The sequence below is a fragment of the Bradyrhizobium sp. AZCC 1577 genome, assembly GCF_036924575.1.
Taxonomy (GTDB): domain Bacteria; phylum Pseudomonadota; class Alphaproteobacteria; order Rhizobiales; family Xanthobacteraceae; genus Bradyrhizobium.
Window position 1 is genome coordinate 3,631,861 of record NZ_JAZHRQ010000001.1, and the last position, 19,146, is coordinate 3,651,006.

Here is a 19,146-nt window from a genome sequence, read left to right on the forward strand (position 1 = left end):
GGCGATTATCAAGCCAACATTGATTGTCAAACCAACGTTGATGCATACCGCCTTTGGGCCAAGAGGCGACATGCCAGATTCAGATTGCCTGTGCGGTCGCGTTCTCTCGCGATGCGGCTGCCGCATCACGCATGACGCCGGACACGGTGCTATATGCCACCACCCAGGCCGACTTCGCCGCTGGCGTCCAAGCCTCTTTCAAACCCTGCTCTAGGGTCCATAGCAAGGCTGCACCAACCGTGTCGTAATGCCGATCCTCTACGCCATACCGAATATGGTTTCGCCCGAGGATCTCTAGCGTCGGTACCAACGACGGCAAGTCATCGACACTGTTGATCACGGCACTCAATGCCTGGACCAGCTTCCGGCGCTGCTCTTTCATATCTGCATCCTTGAACAATCGCTGCAGCGATGGATCGAGCGTGAACAGTCTCTCATAGAACAAACCAGCCGCGATATCGCTGATCGGAACCACCTTTGCCCAGGTCGACTTGAGAAGTTCTTTGGTTTCAGGAGACATGTCTTTGGTTTCAGGAGGCATGGCAGCACTTTCCTATCCGTTTGAATAATCTGGTCGGAACACTGCAAATATGTGCTGGGCTAACGCGCAAGGTTCGATACCGGCACAATGATTTGTTGAGATCAGTACGTTCTCATATTGCGAACGGCCCCAAAGGAGCAGAGGGTCGCAGCAGCGGTCAGACTGACCAGCGCCGGCGTGCTGCGTATTCCTGGTCGTGACGGCGTTGAAATTTTTGTGACGGTGCTTCGGTTACCTCGCGTAAAATTGGACGCGAATGTCTGCCTAGGGTCACAAGCCGCCGATCACCGTCAAGCCGGGTGCCTTCCGCTTGTCGTGGGAAGCCGTGGTTTATGAGTACACGCCCTAATCAGCCAGCCAAGCCGCGCCCGTTTGCAATTCCCAGCGCCTTGATACGCGAGGCCAGCGTGGTGGGCTTGATGTCGAGCATCTCGGCCGCGCCACCGGGGCCGAACACTTTTCCGGAGCAGGCTTCAAGTGCCGCGAGGATGTTGGCGCGTTCGTGGGCGCGCATTTCCGATGAGGTCATCACCACAGGACGGGTGTCGGCTTTCTCGCGCGCCGCGCCGGAGGAGGGCGATGTGCCCGATACATCGGGCAGGTCGATGCGCAGCCGACCATTCTGGGCGAGGATCGCCGCGCGCTCGATCACGTTCTGCAGTTCGCGGACATTGCCGGGCCAGTCGTAGCGCGCAAGCCGGCGGGCATCGCCTTCCGACAGGCGCAGGTCGGATTTCAGCGCCTTGCTCTCGCGCGTCAAAAAATGCTGCGCCAGCAGCGGAATGTCCTCGCGCCGCTCGCGCAGCGGCACCGATTCCACCGGGAATACGTTGAGGCGGAAATAGAGGTCCTCGCGAAAGCGGCCGCGCTGCACTTCCTGCTTGAGGTCGCGGTTGGTGGCGGCGATCACGCGCACGTCGACCGCGCGGGTGCGCTCCTCGCCGACGCGTTCGAAATTGCCCTCCTGCAGCACGCGCAAGAGCTTGCCCTGCAGCTCCAGCGGGATTTCGCCGACCTCGTCGAGAAACAGCGTGCCGCCGTCGGCGAGCTCGAACCGTCCGATGCGGTCGCGCATCGCGCCGGTGAAGGCGCCTCTAATATGGCCGAAGAACTCGCTCTCAAAAAGTTCGCGCGGGATCGCCGCGCAGTTGACGCGGATCAGCGGCCGGTCGCGGCGGCTACTCGCTTCATGAATGGCGCGCGCGATCAGTTCCTTGCCGGTGCCGGACTCGCCGGTGATCATGACGGCGGCGGTGGTCGGCGCCACCAGCTTGACCTGGCGCAGCGTCTTCTGGATCGCCTCGCTCTGGCCGATGATGCCGCGGGGATTGGTCTCGATGCGGATTTCTTCCTGGAGGTAAGCGTTTTCCAGCTCCAGCCGCTCGCGCAGGCGATCGACTTCGGCAAGCGCTGCATGCAGCTTTTCGTCGGCCTCGCGGCGCTGGCTGACGTCGCGAAACACGATGACGGCGCCGACCACGACGCCGCGGTCGCGGATCGGCGTCGAGGTATACTCGACCCAGACCGGCGTGCCGTCCTTGCGCCAGAACACCTCGCCCTCAACCTGGTGCACGGCACCGTCGCGAAACGCCGCGTAAATCGGGCAGTCGTGATCGGGATAGTGCCGCCCGTCATGATGGGTGTGATGAACGATCGGATGGATTGCCTTGCCGACCAATTCTTCCGCAGCCCAGCCCAGCATGCGCTCGGCGGCCGGATTGACGAAGGTGGTCTTGCCCTCGGCGTTGACGCCATAAATGCCTTCGCCGGCGGCGCGCAGGATCAATTGGTTTTCCCGCTCGATATCCTGGAACACCCGTTCGACCCGCTGCCAGGTCGCGATTCCGCCGCGCATGTGGTCTTCGGCCGCCGCGTCGACATAGCGTCGGCGGCGGGCGTCGAGATCGCTCATGGTGAGCAGTACCAGCGAGCGGCCTTCGCCCGGCACCAGTGAGCCAGCATATTCCAGGCGCAGGCTTTGCCCCGTCGCGTGGCGCGGGGTGAGCGCGTTGCTCCAGTACGCGCCCTTGTCGAGCACGGCCTGCGTGAACACGATCAGCGCCGGCAGTTGTCCGGCATGCAGCGTGCTGGCCTTGGTCTGGCGCAGCAAGGCGCGGTCATAGCCGAGCAGGGTGCAGGCCGCCGGATTGGCGTCGAGGATCTGGTCGGCATGGGGATCGAGCAGCAGCGCGGGCTCGATCGCGAATTCGAACGCGGCGGTGCGCAGTTCGACATCCTGCGGCGGGGCGGTTGAGCCGAGGGCCAGATCCATCCAGCCGCTACTCCGAAATCTCGTAATTCAACTACGACATTTCGTGTATCACGAATTTTCGTAACTGCCAATGTCAGCAGAATCCCTGTGATCTCAGAGCCATCGCCGCAGAACGGGGCTGGCATGTGCCTTGCTTAATTAGGGTGCAACGTCGCGCAGGAGGGCTGATGTCTACCTTCGACAATCCATTCGATCCCAACCGCCGCCTTCATGCCGGTGGCTGTAGCTGTGGCCAGCATCTCAGCGAAGCCGAACACCAGGCCGCCCAACTGCAAGCCCGATCCGCTATCGAGAGCGAGCAGAAACGCTACGAAGGGGTGGTCGCCTCCGCCGTAATGCGCGCGATCTTCCCGCAGGACGTCGCGCGCCGCGCGTTTTTGAAGTCGGTGGGCGCGGCAACCGCAGCGGCGGCATTATCGCAGTTCTTCCCGCTCAAGACGGCGACGGAAGCGTTCGCGCAAGGCGGGCCGCTGGAAAAGAAGGACCTTAAGGTCGGCTTCATCCCGATCACCTGCGCCACGCCGATCATCATGGCGGCGCCGATGGGGTTCTATGCCAAGAACGGCCTGAACGTCGAAGTGATCAAGACCGCCGGCTGGGCCGTCATTCGCGACAAGACCGTCAACAAGGAATACGACGCCGCCCACATGCTGTCGCCGATGCCGCTCGCCATCACCATGGGCGCCGGCTCCAATCCGATTCCCTACACCATGCCGGCCGTGGAAAACATCAACGGCCAGGCGATCACGCTGTCGATCAAGCACAAGGACAAGCGCAATCCGAAGGACTGGAAGGGCTTCAAGTTCGCCGTACCCTTCGACTATTCGATGCACAATTACCTGCTGCGCTATTACCTCGCCGAGCACGGCATCGATCCCGATACCGACGTGCAGATCCGCGCGGTGCCGCCGCCGGAAATGGTCGCCAATCTGCGGGCCGACAACATCGACGGCTTTCTCGGGCCCGACCCGATGAACCAGCGCGCGGTGTTTGACGGCGCCGGCTTTATCCACATCCTGACCAAGGATATCTGGGAAGGCCACCCGTGCTGCGCCTTCGCTGCGTCGAAGGAATTCGTCACCACGATGCCGAATACCTATGGCGCGCTGCTCAAATCGATCATTGAAGCCACTGCGTACGCGCACAAGGCGGAGAACCGCAAGGAAATCGCGGCGGCAATCGCGCCGGCGAACTATCTTAACCAGCCGCCGATCGTGCTGGAGCAGATTTTGACCGGCACCTTCGCCGACGGGCTCGGCAACATCGTCCAGCAGCCGAACCGCGTCGATTTCGATCCGTTCCCGTGGCAGTCGTTCGCGGTCTGGATCATGACCCAGATGAAGCGCTGGGGGCAGATCAAGGGCGACATCGACTATGCCGGTATCGCCGCGCAGGTCTATCTCGCCACCGACGCAGCCAAGCTGATGAAGGAAGCAGGACTGACGCCGCCCGCCGCCACCACCAAGAGCTTTTCGGTGATGGGCAAGACGTTCGATCCTGCGAAGCCCGAGGACTATCTCGCCAGCTTCAAGATCAGGAAGGCGTCGTGATGAAGGGGCCGCAACCACATTTGCCGCTGTCGTCCCCGCGAACGCGGGGACCCATACGCCGCGTCGGCTCTATTGGGCATGATGTCAGAGGCCTTCCTTTATTACTAGCGCCGCGGAGTATGGGTCCCGGCGTTCGCCGGGACGACGTGCTGAGGGACTATCCCCAATGACCTCATCCCTTCGCTTCCGCGCGGCGGTGGTCTCGATCGTGCTGTTCGCGGCGTTCCTCGGCATCTGGCATCTCGCCACGCGGCCGACGGCTGCGACCACCACCATGTCGCCCGAATACGCCAAGCTGATGGGGCTGACGGCGACCCAGGGCAAATCGGCGATGCCGGGTCCATCAGATGTCGGCGCGAAATTGTGGGAGCACCTCAGGCAGCCATTCTACGATAACGGGCCGAACGACAAGGGGCTCGGCATCCAGCTCGGCTATTCCATCGCGCGCGTCGGCCTCGGCTATCTGCTCGCGGTGATCGTCGCCATTCCGCTTGGATTCCTGATCGGGATGTCGCCGTTGATCAGCAAGGCGCTCGATCCGTTCATCCAGGTGCTGAAGCCGATCTCGCCGCTGGCCTGGATGCCGCTTGCGCTCTACACCATCAAGGATTCCTCGATCTCCGCGATCTTCGTCATCTTCATTTGCTCGGTGTGGCCGATGCTCTTGAACACCGCGTTCGGCGTCGCCGCGGTACGCAAGGAATGGATCAACGTCGCGCGCACGCTGGAAGTTGGCACCGTCAGGCGTGCCTTCACGGTGATCCTGCCCGCGGCGGCACCGACGATTCTGACGGGCATGCGGATTTCGATCGGCATCGCCTGGCTCGTGATTGTCGCGGCCGAGATGCTGGTGGGCGGGACCGGCATCGGCTACTTCGTCTGGAACGAGTGGAACAATCTCTCGATCACCAACGTCATCATCGCCATCCTCATGATCGGCATCGTCGGCATGCTGCTCGACCAGATCCTGGCGCGGTTTACGCGCATGGTCACTTTCCCGGAGTGATGGCGATGACCGACAAATTCATTTCCGTCGAGGGCATCGCGCGGCGTTATCCGGGCGCGGGTGGCGGTGAGACCACGATTTTCGAGGATCTCTGGCTGTCGATGAAGCGCGGCGAATTCGGCTGCGTGATCGGCCATTCTGGCTGCGGCAAGACCACGGTGTTGAACATCCTGGCGGGGCTCGACCAGCCGAGCGAGGGCGCTGTCATCGTCGACGGGCAGGCCATTGAAGGCACGAGTCTTGATCGCGCCGTGATCTTCCAGAGCCATGCGCTGCTGCCATGGCGCACAGTGCTCGGCAACGTCGCCTATGCCGTGACCTCGAAGCGGCGCAACTGGGACCGCGCAAAGGTGAAGGCGCATGCGCAGAAGTTCATCGATCTGGTCGGGTTGACCGGGTCCGAGCACAAGCGGCCGTCGGAACTGTCGGGCGGCATGAAGCAGCGCGTCGGCATTGCGCGGGCGCTCTCGATCACGCCGAAGATCATGCTGATGGACGAGCCGTTCTCGGCGCTGGACGCGCTGACACGCGGCACGCTGCAGGACGAGGTGCGGCGCATTTGCCTCGAGACCGGGCAGACCGCGTTCATGATTACCCATGATGTCGATGAGGCGATCTATCTCGCCGACAAGATTTTTCTGATGACCAATGGTCCGGGCGCCGTGTTGGCCGAGATCGTGGAAAATCCGCTGCCGAAGGATCGCGGCCGCATCGATCTGCACCGCCATCCGCTCTATTACGCGGTGCGCAATCACATCGTCGATTTCCTCGTCAGCCGCAGCAAGACGTTTGCCGCCACCGTGACCGATCATGATCCGCGCAACGTGCCGGTCGTGCGGCCGGGCAAGCCGGAACTCATCGTGACGTCGGCAGGCGAGGATTCAATAGAGGCGTCATGGCCGAGCGTGGCCCGGCCATCCACGTCTGCTTAAGGCAATGCGAAACAAGACGTGGATGCCCAGGACAAGCCCGGGCATGACGAGTACATAAGGAGATAGGGCATGAAGCGCGAAGACCTCACAGAGAAGCTGCTCGACATCAAGCGCGAAAAGGGCTGGAGTTGGAAACACATCTGCGAAAAGATCGGCGGCTATTCGGAAGTGCTGATCGTCGGCGCCATCATGGGCCAGATGAAGCTGACGAAACCGCAAGCCGCCAATGCCGGCGAATTGTTCGGGCTGTCGAAAGCGGAAACTGCGATGCTCAACGAGGTGCCGATGCGCGGCACCGGCACGCCGATGCCGCCGACTGATCCCTTGATCTACCGCTTCTATGAAATGGTGATGGTCAACGGACCGGCCTGGAAAGCGCTGATCGAAGAGGAATTCGGCGACGGCATCATGTCGGCGATCGATTTCGACATGGCATTGGAGCGCGTCGCCAATCCCAAGGGCGACCGGGTCAAGATCACGATGTCCGGCAAATTCCTGCCGTATAAATATTACGGCGCGAGTGGGAATGTGCCGGAGTATGGATTTAAGGAGGAGTGACGTCTGCCTCCACCGTCATTGCGAGGAGCCAACGGGTCGCGCGAATGCGCGCCCGATGACAGGCTCCGCGACGAAGCAATCCATCTATCCCCGCGTTGAGGAAATGGATTGCTTCGCTGCGCTCGCAATGACGGGAGAGACCGTCAGACAAACGCCGCCCGCACCTCCTTGATCGGCGCCATGTCGCGCACAAACGTGAAGGCGCCACGCTCCTTCATCTCTCGCGCGCACTTCAGGAACGCCGCCAGTGCGTAGCGTTCCATCGCGCCGCCGACGCTGATGCGCTTGACGCCTGCCTCGGCGAGTTGCGGAACGGTCAGCGTCGGATCGGCAAATCCCATCACCAGGTTGAACGGCTTGCTGATCGAGGACACCACAGTGCGAATGGTGCCGATGTCGTAGAGCCCAGGTGAATATAGGACATCAGCGCCAACGGCCTCGAACGCCTGTAGCCGCTTGATCGTATCGTCGAGTTCCTTGCGGCCGTGCAGGAAATTCTCCGCCCGCGCGGTCAGCGTGAACGGGAAGGGCAGTGCGCGCGCCGCCTCGATCGCGGCCTGCACGCGCTCGACCGCGAGCGAAAAGTCGTAGATCGGGTTCTGCGGATCGCCGGTCGAATCTTCGATCGAGCCGCCGACGGCGCCGGCTTCGGCCGCGCGCGCGATCGCCTTCGCCGCGGTCTTCGGATCGTCCGCGCCGCAGTTTTCAAGGTCGGCGTTGACGGGAAGGTCGGTGGCTTCCGCGATCGCTCGGCAATTCTCGAGGATGGCGTCGAGGCTGACCGTTACGCTGCCGAGCGTGTTGGCAAGGCCGAGACTCGTGGTCGCAAGCGCCTCAAAGCCCATCGCGGCGAGAAGCTTGGCGGTGCCAGCGTCCCAGGGATTGGGAATGATGAAGGCGCCCGGGCGCGCATGCAGCGCGCGAAACGCCTCAGCTTTTTCCGTCTGACTTCGCATCGGCAATCTCCGCCTCGTTTGTTGGCCGGTCTGGTTGACGACGAAACTAGCGGGCTATCTACCATCAGCCAAATTTGTTATTTCTCTACGCATCATCAGCTTTTTGCATGGATTGAGATATGGACAGCGATGCGCTTCTCACCTTCTTGACCATTCATCGCCGCGGCGGCATTTCGAATGCCGCAAAAGCGCTGCACCGCTCGCAGCCGGCGATTTCGCGGCGCATTGCGCTCTTGGAGCAGGAACTCGGCGTGCCGCTGTTCGAGCGGATCGCGGGGCGCACGACGCTGAGTGACGCCGGAAAAGTGCTGGTGCCTCATGCCGAGCGCGCGGTGGCTGCGGCCCAGGACGCGGAGAATGCGGTGCGCGCACTGGCGCGGCCGGATTTAGGACCGGTCGCGCTCGCCGTCGTCGGCACGCTTGCGGGCGGGCGGCTGTCGGCGGTTCTCAGGCGCTTCGCGGCCGAGCGTCCCGAGGTCGAATTGAGCCTGCGTACCGCGACCAGCGCGGAGGTCAGCGACATGGTCCGCCGCGGCGAGGTGACCATCGGCCTGCGTTATGATCGCGATCGCTCGCGCGACCTCGACTGCGAATTGCTGTTCTCCGAGCGGCTGCAGGTGGTATGCGCGCTGGATCATCCGCGCGCCGGCCGCCGGATCGCAAAGCTCGCCGATCTGCGCGGCGAGCGCTGGATCGCATTTCCGGTCGTACCGGGACGGCGCGAGATCACGGCCGCGCATGTCTTTGCGCTGTTCCAGACCCACGGCCTCGGCGAAATCGACTGGACGCCAGTCGACAGCCTGACTGCGCAGAAGCGGCTGGTCGAAGCGGGGCTCGGCATCGCGCTATTATCGGAGAGCAACGCTGCCGAAGAGCTGCGGCACAAGACGATCTCAACCATCGGCGTGCGCGATCTCAAGGCAAGCCATGACGTCGTCACAGTGACCCGCCGCGGCGGATTTTTGAGCGCGGCGGCGCGGCGGTTGCTGGAGATCGTGCGTGCAGAATACAGAAAGGCGCGAATGGCGAGCGGCGAGTAGCGAATAGTATTTTTCCTACTCGCCATTCGCCACTTCCAATTCGCTGCGCTTAGTTCCCCGCCTTCACCTGGGCGGCGGCAACCGCAATCAGTTCGTCCATCTTGACGCGAACTTCCTGCGCGGTGACGGCGACGCCCTTGGCGGTAAGATCCTTCACCACCTTGTCCTGGACGTCCTTGTCGCCGGCTTGCTCGAAATCGGCCGCGACCACTTCCTTGGAATAGGCGGTGGCGGCATCGCCCGACAGCCCGAGCTTCTCCGCTGCCCAAAGACCGAGCAGCTTGTTCCGGCGCACCTCAGCCTTGAACTTCTGCTCCTCATCGAGGGCGAATTTCTTCTCAAAACCTTCCTCGCGCTTGTCGAAAGTGGTCATTCTTCGGTTCCAATCCCCGCAAACGGTAAATAAGGCCGCGTTGTCGCCGCCCGATGGACTACCTAGATAGAGGGGGCGAATCGGTAAAACAACAGTCCGTTAAGCCGCAGGCAATCGGGATAAGTTGGGCCCAATCGGGCCGGGTCGATTGTGCTGGATGGGCCAATCGGTTAGGTTGCCATCAGGCGAGGTTCTTGTTCTGTTTCCGGTCGCTTAAGTTCAGGACCTGGCCTTCACGGCAGCTCCGTCGTGGTCGCAAACCCTTGTCATCCGGAGCACACCAATTTCATGGATTTCAACAAAACACGGTACATCCCAATGAGCCGTCGACGCCGTATTTATGAAGGCAAGGCCAAGGTCCTGTATGAAGGTCCGGAGCCGGGAACCCTGATCCAGCACTTCAAGGATGATGCGACCGCGTTCAATGCCAAGAAACACCAGGTGATCGAGGGCAAGGGCGTCCTCAACAACCGGATTTCGGAGTACCTGTTTCAGCACCTCAACGACATTGGGGTGCCGACCCATTTCATCCGCCGCCTCAACATGCGCGAGCAGTTGATTCGCGAGGTCGAGATCGTGCCGCTGGAGGTGGTGGTGCGGAACGTCGCCGCCGGTTCGCTGTCGCAGCGCCTCGGTATCGAGGAGGGCACCCAACTGCCGCGCTCGATCATCGAATTTTACTACAAGAATGACCAGCTCAACGACCCCATGGTGTCGGAAGAGCACATCACGGCGTTCGGCTGGGCGACGCCGCAGGAAATCGACGACATCATGGCGCTCGCCATCCGCGTCAACGACTTCCTCACCGGTCTCTTCCTGGGCATCGGCATCCGTCTGGTCGATTTCAAGATGGAATGCGGCCGGCTGTTTGAGAACGAAATGATGCGGATCATCGTCGCCGACGAAATCTCGCCCGACTCATGCCGGCTGTGGGATATCAAGTCGAACGAGAAGCTCGACAAGGACCGTTTCCGCCGCGATCTCGGCGGCTTGCTTGAAGCCTATACCGAGGTGGCGAAACGCCTGGGCATTCTGATGGAGAACGAGCGCCCCGCCGGTTCGGGTCCGGTGCTGGTGAAGAGCTAAAGAAGAACTGGGGCAAATCTCGTGAAGGCACGCGTTACCGTTACGTTGAAGTCCGGCATCCTCGATCCGCAGGGCAAGGCCATCGAAGGCGCGCTGAAATCGCTTGGCGTCGATGGCGTCGCCAGCGTCCGCCAGGGCAAGGTGTTCGACATCGAACTATCAGGCTCGGACAAGGCCAAGGCAGAGGCGGCATTGAAGGATGCCGCTGACAAGCTATTGGCGAATACGGTGATTGAGAACTACCGGGTCGAGCTTTTGGGATGAGGGTGTGAGCGGCGGGCTTGCCGCTCACAGCCATCCCACGCTGCGGAAACGCCAGTACAGCCCGGTGCAGGCGGTGAGCATCAGCCCCAGCACCAAGAAATATCCGTAGTCCCATTCCAGTTCGGGCATGTGCTTGAAATTCATCCCGTAGACTCCGGCCAACGCCGTCGGCACGGCGATGATGGCGAGCCATGAGGCCAGCTTCTTGGAGACTGCCGTCTCGTGGGCCTGGCCGACCAGAAGGCTTGCCTCGAAGGCGAACGCCAGCACCTCGCGCATTGAATCGGTGCGCTCCTGAATGGTCCTGACGTGGTCAGTGACATCGCGAAACAGCGCCTGCATGGTCGAACGCACCATCGGAAGGTTGTCGTGTTCGAGCCGGCGGCAGACTTCCACCAGGGGGCCAATCGCATTGCGCAGTCGCAATAGATCCCGGCGCAGCATGTAGAGCCGTTCGACCTGGGCCCGCGTGATGGTGCTGGCGAGGACGTCGTCTTCAATCTTCTCGACCTCGTCGTGGATGGTTTCCAGGACAGGGGAATAGTTGTCGACGATGAAATCGAGGATGGCGTAGAGAATATAGTCCTCGCCACGCGCCAGCGCGCGGGGGCAGCTCTCGCAGCGTTCGCGCACTGCTGCATACGAGGTCGATGCGCCGTGGCGGACCGAGACGAGATAGCCTTCGCCAACGAACAAATGAGTTTCGCCGAACGCGATCCTGCCCTGGATCAGTTGCGCCGTTCGCGCCACGATGAACAGGCCGTCGCCATATTGCTCGATCTTGGGCCGCTGATGGGCGTGGTTGGCGTCCTCGATCGCGAGGTCGTGCAGGTCGAACTGCTGCTGCACGCTTTTCAGTAGCGCCAGATCCGGCTCATACAGGCCGATCCAGACGACGTGGCCGGGCTTGCTGCGCCAGCTCGAAGCCTCCTCGATGGCGATATTGGCGACGCGGCGGCCATCGACGTAAACACCGGCCGCGACGACACCTTCGGACGTCATCGGTTCGGTCTCTGCGGTCGCCAGCGACGGGACATTCATGGCTTCCATCCCTGAGCGATTGTTGTTGAGCACGGCTGCCGCGCGGGCCGTTTTGGCGACGCTAGCACTGGAAAAACCGGCGTCAAATGGTTATGTCTCTGCCGGGTCGGCGGTTCTGCCGACGATTCTCGTTTCCAACCGGGAACCTCCATGAAATCCGCCGTCCTCGTCTTCCCCGGAATCAATCGCGAGCGCGACATGGCGCGCGCGCTCAAGCTCGCCTCGGGGCAGGAGGCTGCGATGGTGTGGCATGCCGACACTGCGCTGCCGAAGGGGACCGATCTGGTCGTAGTGCCCGGCGGGTTTTCCTATGGCGACTATCTGCGCTGTGGCGCCATTGCCGCGCGGGCGCCTGTCATGGACGCGGTGCGCAAATATGCCGCCGGTGGCGGGCTCGTGCTCGGCGTCTGCAATGGCTTCCAGATCCTGTGCGAAGCGGGGCTGTTGCCCGGCGTGTTGATGCGCAATTCGAAGCTGAAGTTCATCTGCAAGGATGTGCATCTGCGGGTCGAGCGCTCCGATAGCCCGTTCACGCGCGGCTACAATGCCGGCCAGGTCATTCGCGTGCCGGTCGCGCATGGCGAGGGCAATTACGAGGCCGACGAGGAGACGGTGAAGCGGCTGGAGGGCGAGGGGCGGGTGCTCTACCGCTACTGCTCCCCTGAGGGCGTGGTCGACGAGGAATCCAACATCAACGGCGCGGCGCAGTCGATCGCCGGCATCGTCAACGAGCGCGGCAACGTGCTCGGCATGATGCCGCACCCGGAAAACCACGTCGAAGACATCATGGGCTGCACCGACGGCCGCGGCCTGTTCGCAGGGCTAGCCGCGCATCTGCAAAAAGCCGCGTGAGGTTCTTGGTGTCGCGCCTGACGATTGTCGTTGTGGCGCTGCTGTGCGCCGTCGCAGCCCACGCGCAGGATTATCCCAAGCGTCCCATCACCATGATCGTGCCGTTCGCGGCCGGCGGCACCTCCGACGTGATCGCGCGTGTGGTTGCCGAGGAGATGGCCAAGTCGCTCGGGCAGCCGATCGTGATCGAGAATGTTGCAGGCGCCGGCGGCTCGACTGCGTTGGCGCGTGCCGCGCGGGCGGAAGCAGACGGCTATACCATCGCGATCGGCAATGCCGGCACCAGCGCCGCGACCTATACGATCTATCCAAAACTGCCATTCACGCCGGAATCCTTCGTGCCGATCGCGGTCGTTGCGAAAACGTTCGGTATCGTCGCGTTGCGCAAGGATTTCCCCGCCAAGAACCTGCAGGATTTCATCGCCTATGCGAAGAAAAATCCCGGCAAGGTCAATCTCGGCCATGCCGGCGTCGGCTCCTCGAATTTCCTGATCTGCAAGAGCTTTGTGCAGGCGGCCGGCATCGACGTGACGCTGGTCGGCTATCGCGGCGCGGCGCCGGCGCTGACGGATGCGATCGGCGGCCAGATCGACGGCGTCTGCGACGCGGCCGCGTCGGTGTCGCAGGCGATCGATGACAAGCTGGTAAGGGGTCTCGTTGTCGGCTCAACGGTGCGGCTTGCAACCTTGCCCGGCCTGCCGACTTCCTCCGAGGCCGGCCTTCCCGAATTCGAGGCGCAGGGCTGGAACGGCCTGTTCGCTCCAAAAGGCACGCCGCCTGCGATCATTGCGAAGCTGAACGCCGCCGCCAGAACCGCCGTCGAGAGCGAGGCGGTGAAGAAGCGCTTTCACGATCTTTCCACCGTTGCGCCCGACGCCAACGAGCACGCGAGCGAAGTGCTCGGCCAGTTGGTGACACGCGACGTCGAGAAATACAAAAAGCTGCTGGAAGAGAAGAAATAGCACCGGCGATCATGTGATAAAAAAGCCCCGCCGAGCGGGGCTTTTTGTTATCGACCGGTAGTCGAACCCGGACCCGTCGGCGACAGCGTCGAGCCGCTCGGCGAGGGATTGATGTGGGTGTTCCCTGACGGGTTCACACCACTGTTCCGTCCGGCTGCTGCACTGCCGGCATCGTTGCTCATGCCGGTGGTGGCATTACCGCCCGTTCCACTTCCGGCGGTCGTTCCGCCGGTGGAGGATCCTGCCGCTGTGCCACCCGTGCCCGAACTTCCGCCGGCGCCGCTGCCGCCGGCTTGCGCCAGGGCGAGGGTGTTCGTGAATGCCAGCGCCATGGCCAATCCGATTGTTGCGAGTTTCATGATTGCTCCTTTTCTTGCTGCGTAACGGCGCAACACGGTGCACTCGCATGCGTTCCGGTGTGTCAATCATGGTTGATTGCTGTTCCACTACCGTTCCCGCAGGCTCAGCCGGAGTGGCTTTCGATCGCCCAAAAGCAACATCGGTTAGATTCCGCCGACGGCCCTCATCAACCTTTCGGCTTCCCGCGCAGGCGCTCGATCCACTTGCGATAATGGTCGCGTGGGATGGTCATCGCAGCGACGCCGGCCATCACCAACATGAGGCCAAGTGCCAGATTCGGCGGCACGGGTTCGCCGAGCAGCAGCACCGACAGGCCGACGCCGATCGGGATGCGCAAGTATCCCCGTGAATTGGTGGTCAGCGTGCCGAGCCGCGTCAGGCACATGTAGAACAGCATCAGTCCGAAGGCGCTCGAGAAGATGCCCATCGCGGCGGTGGCAATCAGCGCCTCGGCCGTCGGCCGCAAGGTCCAGGGATGATCGACGATCAGCGCGAGCGGCAGCAGCACCGTGCCGCCGAACAACAGCGAGCCCGCCGCCACCACCATCGGGTCGTAATCGGTCAGCTTGAGCCCGAAGATCGTGGCGCAGGCGAACGAGATGGTGGCGATCAAGATGACCATTTCGGCAAAGAGATTGCTGGAGAGCCCGCCGAGCGTATCGAGGCCGATGGTCACCGCCGTTCCGGCCAGGCCCAGAACGGCGCCGATCAGCTTGAGCAGCGTCGCCGGCTCATGGCGCGTGACGGCCCAGGTGATGAGGAAAGCGAAGATCGGCGTGGTCGAGGCCAGCACCACGGTCGGCGCTGCCGCCACATATTGCTGCGCCCAGGTGATCATCAGGAAAGGAATGGTCGAGTTGATGGTCTGCTGGAACGCAAACAGCTTCCAGGCCTTGCCGCTCGTCGGCAGCCGCAAGCCGCGGGCACGCAGGATCACCAGCAGGAAGCCCGCCGCGATCAGCGACCGCACCGCGATGAAGGTGACCGGCGGGATCGAGCCGAGGCCAATCTTGGTCAGCGGATAGGTCGAGCTCCAGCAGCACGCCAGCGCGAGTAGTAATGCATAGTCGCGCCAGCCGCGACGTGCCTGTGGCGCGTCAGGTGGCAACGGCGGCGGCGCCAGTCGGCTTCTTCCACTTCACCCGCTTGATGGTGCCGGAGAAGGTGAACAGCGACCGTTCGCCGGATTTCAGCACGCCGCGCAGGAAAATCAGCGAGCCGCCGGCGCGGGTGATTTCGCCCTCGCATTCGACCAGTTCGCCCTCGCTCGCCGCGTCGAGAAACTCGCACGCGAACGAAACCGTGACGCCCGGCCCCTCCAGCACGGAGGAGGCGATCGCAAACAAGCAGTAATCGGCGAACGACATGAAGCAGCCGCCATGGACGTTGCGCTGCCCGTTGAGGTGCTTCTTCTCGACCCGGAACGCGCATTGCACGCGGCCGTTTTCGTCCATCCGGTGCCAGAACGGGCCGTTATGGGTCTCAAAACTGTCGCGGGTCCAGGTCCGCCAGCCGGCAAATTCGCCCTCGGTTTCGACATGCAGATCGGGGCGGCGGTGAAATGCATTTTGGGGGAGTTCGTTCACTAAAAATGACCTTCAATTCGATGTTTCCGTCCTTAAATCCGATCCGGGAACGATGTGCAAACGCCAATCCCGCAAAGCGCGCCCGCGCAAAGCTCTGGACAGGGCGGAAATGCGCCATAAAAGGCCTTTTCGCACCCCCTCGATCTTCCTATTAAGGCACCCATGAACGAGCCCCAGATCACCCCCGAACTCGTCGCCAGCCATGGTCTGAAGCCCGACGAGTATGAGCGCATCCTCAAGCTGATCGGGCGGGTGCCGACGTTCACCGAGCTCGGGATTTTCTCGGCGATGTGGAACGAGCACTGCTCGTACAAATCCTCGCGCATCCATCTGCGCGGCCTGCCGACCAAGGCGCCCTGGGTGATCCAGGGCCCGGGCGAGAATGCGGGCGTGATCGACATCGGGGACGGGCAGGCGGTGGTCTTCAAGATGGAGAGCCACAACCACCCGAGCTACATCGAGCCCTATCAGGGCGCGACCACCGGCGTCGGCGGCATTTTGCGCGATGTGTTCACGATGGGTGCGCGGCCTATTGCCTGCCTCAATGCGCTTTCCTTTGGCGCGCCGGAGCATCCGAAGACGCGCCATCTGGTGTCGGGCGTGGTGGCCGGCGTCGGCGGCTACGGCAATTCCTTCGGCGTGCCCACGGTCGGTGGCCAAGTGCGCTTCCACACCCGCTACGACGGCAACATCCTGGTCAACGCGATGGCGGTCGGCCTCGCCGAGACCGACAAGATTTTCTATGCGGCAGCCTCCGGCGTGAACATGCCGATCGTCTATCTCGGCTCCAAGACCGGCCGAGACGGCATTCACGGCGCCTCGATGGCGTCGGCCGAATTCGACGATGACTCCGCCGAGAAGCGGCCGACGGTGCAGGTCGGCGATCCCTTCGCCGAGAAGCTCTTGCTGGAAGCCTGCCTCGAGATCATGGAAAAGGGTTGCGTGATCGCGATCCAGGACATGGGAGCGGCGGGCCTGACATGCTCGGCGGTCGAGATGGGCGCCAAGGGCGATCTCGGCGTCGAACTCGATCTCAACGCGGTGCCGACCCGTGAAACCGGCATGAGCGCCTACGAGATGATGCTGTCGGAAAGCCAGGAGCGCATGCTCATGGTGCTCAAGCCCGAGAAGGAAAAAGAGGCCGAGGCGATCTTCAAGAAGTGGGGCCTCGATTTCGCCGTGGTCGGCTACACGACGCCGACCAAGCGCTTCGTGGTCAAGCATGGCGGCGACGTGATGGCCGATCTGCCGATCAAGGAATTGGGCGACGAGGCGCCGGTGTATGACCGCCCGCACGTCCCGTCTGCAGCCTTGCCGATGCTGCAGGCACGCGAGGTGACGGCGCCGATCGGGATTTCCGCGGCGCTGGAGAAGCTGATCGGCACGCCGGAGCTATGCTCGAAGCGCTGGGTCTGGGAGCAATACGACCACGTCATTCTGGGCAATACCGTGCAGCGTCCGGGCGGCGATGCCGCGGTGGTGCGCGTCGAGGACGGGCCCAAGGGGCTCGCGCTCACCGTCGACGTCACGCCGCGCTATTGCGAGGCTGACCCGTTCGAAGGCGGCAAGCAGGCCGTCGCCGAAGCCTGGCGCAACATCACCGCGGTCGGCGGCCGGCCGCTCGCGATCACCGACAATCTCAATTTCGGCAATCCCGAACGGCCCGAAATCATGGGCCAGTTCGTCGGCTGCCTGAAGGGCATTTCCGAAGCCTGCCGCACGCTCGATTTCCCTGTCGTGTCGGGCAACGTCTCGCTCTACAACGAAACCAACGGCCGCGGCATCCTGCCGACGCCCTCGATCGGCGGTGTCGGTCTGCTCGACGATTTCACCAAGTCGGCGACGCTGGCTTTCAAGGCGGCCGGCGAAGCGATCCTCCTGATCGGCGATACGCAAGGCTGGCTCGGACAGTCCGTCTACCTGCGCGACATCTGCGGCCGCGAAGAAGGCGCGCCGCCGCCGGTCGATCTGGCCGCCGAAAAGCGCAACGGCGACGTGGTCCGCGGCATGATCCACGCCGGCACGGCAATCGCGGTGCATGACGTCTCCGACGGTGGCCTGCTGATCGCGCTGGCCGAGATGGCGATTGCCAGTGGCATCGGCGCGCAGCTGTTGGCGGCGCCGAACGCGATCGTGCCGCACGCTTACTGGTTCGGCGAGGATCAGGCGCGCTATATCGTAACGGTGTCCGCGGCCGACGCCGGCCTGGTGCTGGCGAAGATGAAGGGCGCCGGCGTGCCCTGTGCGCGGATCGGCACCACGGGTGGCGATGCGATCGCGGTTGCCGGTGAAGCGCCGGTCGCTGTGGATGCGCTGAAAACGGCGTTCGAGCACTGGCTGCCGGCCTACATGAGCGGCAAGGCGGCGTAGGCGCGTTCTCTCCCCGTCATTGCGAGGAGCGAAGCGACGAAGCAATCCATGTCGCCGCTTGCTGCGAGATGGATTACTTCGCGGAGCCTGTCATCCGGCGGCGCTTCGCGCCGACCGGGTGGCTCGCAATGACGTGTGAGGCCGGTGTCGCTTCCTCAAAGCACCTTCGTCGCGCCCGGGATCTGCCGCAGCGCGCGCGTGATCCCCCAGCTCAACTGTACCGTCAGTACGAACCCGATCGTGGCCTTGACGATCGCTGGCAGCTCATAATCGAACAGCCAGTATTGCAGCCACAGTGCGATCGGGTAGTGCACCAGGAACATGCCGTAGGCGTCCGCCTGCATCGGATCGAGCAGCTTGGCTGAGCCTGATTGCCTGAACCTCTGGAAAAAGGCCAGTATCAGAAACATGATGGCCACGCTGAAGACGGTGAAGCAGATGGCGTAGAGCGCTTCATACCAGTCCGGCAACGGCGACGGGTTGCCCAGTATTTCGCGCTTGATGAAGATCAGCACCCACAACAGGCAATACGGAACGATCGCCAGCACCATCCAGTCCCAGCTCACCTTCGCCATCCGGCCGTCGGCAGCGAGCAGCCCGCGATCCATTTGCGCAACGCCGATGCCGGCACCGAAAAAGAAGTAGCTCGCATAGAGCATCACGCGCCCGTGCTGGACCGAGAACGGCCCGAACTCGAACCAACTGCTATGTCCGTAGTGAACCAGCCCGGGAATGTAGAACGCGGCGGTGACGGCAAGCATGACCGCGAAGAACACTGCGGGCCGGCGACGACCGTGCAGCGAGAGGCGGTTGATCGGATCGAGCAGGTTGGGCGACAGCCGATACAGGATGCAGGCCACCACGTCGAAACTGAGCAGGACCCAGAGGAACCAGATCGGCCCGCTCGGCCACGGGCCCTTCGTGATCATATTCCACCAGTATTCCGAAAAGCCGATCTCGGGATGGTGCCGCAGGGAGATGGCGTAATAGGCGAGCGGAATGACCGTGAAGGCGCAGATCACGAAAGGTAAGCCAAGCCGAAGCAGGCGATCTGCCAAATAGCTCAGCGGTCCCTTCCGGGCGATACCAGACCAGGCGAACAGCCCCGACAGGAAAAAGAACATCGCCATGAAGAAACTGTCAGTGGCGAGCACGATCATGTCGAAGCCGAAGAATGACGTCGGATCGGTATGACCGAAATAGGTATAGGGGATGACGGCGTGGTGGAGCAGCACTACCAGCGTCAGGAAGGTGCGCGCGCGATCAAGCGAAAGGTTTCGCGATTTGGCCTTGGGCACTGCGCCCACGTCGGCATGCCCCATGGTGGAAATCGATGTCATGCGCGCCTCCCAGCCAGGCTGTGTGGCCAAATGTTGCCGCCCGGAACCTGATTCAGC

Annotated in this window: 19 protein-coding genes; 10 read left to right on the top strand and 9 right to left on the bottom strand. The window is 62.7% G+C overall.

The window, feature by feature from the left end:
* Positions 1 to 79: 79 nt before the first annotated feature.
* On the bottom strand, positions 80 to 541 hold the full coding sequence (locus V1278_RS16850) for a globin family protein (RefSeq protein ID WP_334381597.1): 462 nt from the start codon (positions 539 to 541) through the stop codon (positions 80 to 82).
* A gap of 349 nt (positions 542 to 890) precedes the next feature.
* Positions 891 to 2,813 (bottom strand): sigma 54-interacting transcriptional regulator, encoded by a 1,923-nt coding sequence (locus V1278_RS16855; protein WP_334381598.1) that lies wholly within the window; start codon positions 2,811 to 2,813, stop codon positions 891 to 893.
* Between the two features lie 167 nt (positions 2,814 to 2,980).
* Between V1278_RS16855 and V1278_RS16860 the strand changes: the two genes are divergently transcribed.
* The 4 genes from V1278_RS16860 to cynS all read left to right on the top strand — a co-directional run bounded on the left by V1278_RS16860 (position 2,981) and on the right by cynS (position 6,859).
* Entirely contained in the window at positions 2,981 to 4,363 is a 1,383-nt protein-coding gene (locus V1278_RS16860; protein ID WP_334381599.1) for a CmpA/NrtA family ABC transporter substrate-binding protein, read from the top strand.
* A gap of 166 nt (positions 4,364 to 4,529) precedes the next feature.
* Positions 4,530 to 5,369 (top strand): nitrate ABC transporter permease, encoded by an 840-nt coding sequence (gene ntrB, locus V1278_RS16865; RefSeq protein ID WP_334381600.1) that lies wholly within the window; start codon positions 4,530 to 4,532, stop codon positions 5,367 to 5,369.
* Positions 5,370 to 5,374: 5 nt separating this feature from the next.
* On the top strand, positions 5,375 to 6,301 hold the full coding sequence (locus tag V1278_RS16870) for an ABC transporter ATP-binding protein (protein WP_334381601.1): 927 nt from the start codon (positions 5,375 to 5,377) through the stop codon (positions 6,299 to 6,301).
* 69 nt (positions 6,302 to 6,370) lie between these two features.
* Positions 6,371 to 6,859 (top strand): cyanase, encoded by a 489-nt coding sequence (gene cynS / locus V1278_RS16875; RefSeq protein ID WP_213285820.1) that lies wholly within the window; start codon positions 6,371 to 6,373, stop codon positions 6,857 to 6,859.
* Between the two features lie 143 nt (positions 6,860 to 7,002).
* On the opposite strand, the gene V1278_RS16880 is transcribed toward cynS, so the two are convergent.
* Positions 7,003 to 7,815 carry an isocitrate lyase/PEP mutase family protein gene (locus V1278_RS16880; RefSeq protein ID WP_334381602.1) on the bottom strand — a complete coding sequence of 271 codons (813 nt, stop codon included), beginning with the start codon at positions 7,813 to 7,815 and terminating at the stop codon, positions 7,003 to 7,005.
* Positions 7,816 to 7,934: 119 nt separating this feature from the next.
* Here V1278_RS16880 and V1278_RS16885 point away from each other — a divergent pair, with 119 nt between their 5' ends.
* Positions 7,935 to 8,855, top strand: coding sequence for a LysR family transcriptional regulator (locus V1278_RS16885; RefSeq protein ID WP_334381603.1), 921 nt, complete (start codon positions 7,935 to 7,937; stop codon positions 8,853 to 8,855).
* Between the two features lie 49 nt (positions 8,856 to 8,904).
* Here V1278_RS16885 and V1278_RS16890 read toward each other — a convergent pair whose 3' ends face one another.
* Positions 8,905 to 9,228: a DUF1476 domain-containing protein gene (locus V1278_RS16890; RefSeq protein ID WP_334363628.1), complete on the bottom strand. Its 324-nt coding sequence runs from the start codon at positions 9,226 to 9,228 to the stop codon at positions 8,905 to 8,907.
* A 318-nt stretch (positions 9,229 to 9,546) separates the two neighbouring features.
* Here V1278_RS16890 and purC point away from each other — a divergent pair, with 318 nt between their 5' ends.
* Both purC and purS read left to right on the top strand, forming a co-directional pair.
* On the top strand, positions 9,547 to 10,314 hold the full coding sequence (purC, locus tag V1278_RS16895; RefSeq protein ID WP_008974302.1) for a phosphoribosylaminoimidazolesuccinocarboxamide synthase: 768 nt from the start codon (positions 9,547 to 9,549) through the stop codon (positions 10,312 to 10,314).
* Positions 10,315 to 10,335: 21 nt separating this feature from the next.
* Complete coding sequence (purS, locus tag V1278_RS16900; protein ID WP_065728615.1) at positions 10,336 to 10,578, top strand: phosphoribosylformylglycinamidine synthase subunit PurS; 243 nt, start codon at positions 10,336 to 10,338, stop codon at positions 10,576 to 10,578.
* 24 nt (positions 10,579 to 10,602) lie between these two features.
* Here the strand turns inward: purS and V1278_RS16905 are convergent, their stop codons facing one another.
* Positions 10,603 to 11,619, bottom strand: a complete 1,017-nt coding sequence (locus tag V1278_RS16905) for a magnesium and cobalt transport protein CorA (RefSeq protein WP_334381604.1) — start codon at positions 11,617 to 11,619, stop codon at positions 10,603 to 10,605.
* 150 nt (positions 11,620 to 11,769) lie between these two features.
* Here V1278_RS16905 and purQ point away from each other — a divergent pair, with 150 nt between their 5' ends.
* A complete protein-coding gene (gene purQ / locus V1278_RS16910) occupies positions 11,770 to 12,471 on the top strand; it encodes a phosphoribosylformylglycinamidine synthase subunit PurQ (protein WP_334381605.1) in 702 nt (233 codons plus the stop codon).
* 8 nt (positions 12,472 to 12,479) lie between these two features.
* On the top strand, positions 12,480 to 13,433 hold the full coding sequence (locus tag V1278_RS16915; protein ID WP_334381606.1) for a tripartite tricarboxylate transporter substrate-binding protein: 954 nt from the start codon (positions 12,480 to 12,482) through the stop codon (positions 13,431 to 13,433).
* A gap of 47 nt (positions 13,434 to 13,480) precedes the next feature.
* Here V1278_RS16915 and V1278_RS16920 read toward each other — a convergent pair whose 3' ends face one another.
* From V1278_RS16920 to V1278_RS16930, 3 genes are all read right to left on the bottom strand, one after another.
* The gene (locus tag V1278_RS16920) at positions 13,481 to 13,792 is read right to left on the bottom strand and encodes a hypothetical protein (protein ID WP_334381607.1); all 312 of its coding nucleotides are present in this window, start codon (positions 13,790 to 13,792) and stop codon (positions 13,481 to 13,483) included.
* Positions 13,793 to 13,959: 167 nt separating this feature from the next.
* A complete protein-coding gene (locus V1278_RS16925; protein WP_334381608.1) occupies positions 13,960 to 14,901 on the bottom strand; it encodes a DMT family transporter in 942 nt (313 codons plus the stop codon).
* Positions 14,891 to 15,379, bottom strand: coding sequence for a PaaI family thioesterase (locus V1278_RS16930; protein WP_334381610.1), 489 nt, complete (start codon positions 15,377 to 15,379; stop codon positions 14,891 to 14,893). The genes V1278_RS16925 and V1278_RS16930 overlap by 11 nt, the downstream gene beginning before the upstream one ends.
* A gap of 162 nt (positions 15,380 to 15,541) precedes the next feature.
* Here V1278_RS16930 and purL point away from each other — a divergent pair, with 162 nt between their 5' ends.
* Entirely contained in the window at positions 15,542 to 17,749 is a 2,208-nt protein-coding gene (gene purL, locus V1278_RS16935; protein WP_334381612.1) for a phosphoribosylformylglycinamidine synthase subunit PurL, read from the top strand.
* Positions 17,750 to 17,904: 155 nt separating this feature from the next.
* On the opposite strand, the gene V1278_RS16940 is transcribed toward purL, so the two are convergent.
* A complete protein-coding gene (locus tag V1278_RS16940; RefSeq protein WP_334381613.1) occupies positions 17,905 to 19,089 on the bottom strand; it encodes an acyltransferase family protein in 1,185 nt (394 codons plus the stop codon).
* Between the last annotated feature and the right edge of the window lie 57 nt (positions 19,090 to 19,146).

Bases quoted from the DNA above. Each gene is read 5' to 3' on its own strand.
- V1278_RS16850 (WP_334381597.1), bottom strand. From the start codon at position 541: ATGCCTCCTGAAACCAAAGACATGTCTCCTGAAACCAAAGAACTTCTC.
- V1278_RS16855 (WP_334381598.1), bottom strand. From the start codon at position 2,813: ATGGATCTGGCCCTCGGCTCAACCGCCCCGCCGCAGGATGTCGAACTG.
- V1278_RS16860 (WP_334381599.1), top strand. From the start codon at position 2,981: ATGTCTACCTTCGACAATCCATTCGATCCCAACCGCCGCCTTCATGCC.
- ntrB (WP_334381600.1), top strand. From the start codon at position 4,530: ATGACCTCATCCCTTCGCTTCCGCGCGGCGGTGGTCTCGATCGTGCTG.
- V1278_RS16870 (WP_334381601.1), top strand. From the start codon at position 5,375: ATGACCGACAAATTCATTTCCGTCGAGGGCATCGCGCGGCGTTATCCG.
- cynS (WP_213285820.1), top strand. From the start codon at position 6,371: ATGAAGCGCGAAGACCTCACAGAGAAGCTGCTCGACATCAAGCGCGAA.
- V1278_RS16880 (WP_334381602.1), bottom strand. From the start codon at position 7,815: ATGCGAAGTCAGACGGAAAAAGCTGAGGCGTTTCGCGCGCTGCATGCG.
- V1278_RS16885 (WP_334381603.1), top strand. From the start codon at position 7,935: ATGGACAGCGATGCGCTTCTCACCTTCTTGACCATTCATCGCCGCGGC.
- V1278_RS16890 (WP_334363628.1), bottom strand. From the start codon at position 9,228: ATGACCACTTTCGACAAGCGCGAGGAAGGTTTTGAGAAGAAATTCGCC.
- purC (WP_008974302.1), top strand. From the start codon at position 9,547: ATGAGCCGTCGACGCCGTATTTATGAAGGCAAGGCCAAGGTCCTGTAT.
- V1278_RS16905 (WP_334381604.1), bottom strand. From the start codon at position 11,619: ATGAATGTCCCGTCGCTGGCGACCGCAGAGACCGAACCGATGACGTCC.
- purQ (WP_334381605.1), top strand. From the start codon at position 11,770: ATGAAATCCGCCGTCCTCGTCTTCCCCGGAATCAATCGCGAGCGCGAC.
- V1278_RS16920 (WP_334381607.1), bottom strand. From the start codon at position 13,792: ATGAAACTCGCAACAATCGGATTGGCCATGGCGCTGGCATTCACGAAC.
- purL (WP_334381612.1), top strand. From the start codon at position 15,542: ATGAACGAGCCCCAGATCACCCCCGAACTCGTCGCCAGCCATGGTCTG.
- V1278_RS16940 (WP_334381613.1), bottom strand. From the start codon at position 19,089: ATGACATCGATTTCCACCATGGGGCATGCCGACGTGGGCGCAGTGCCC.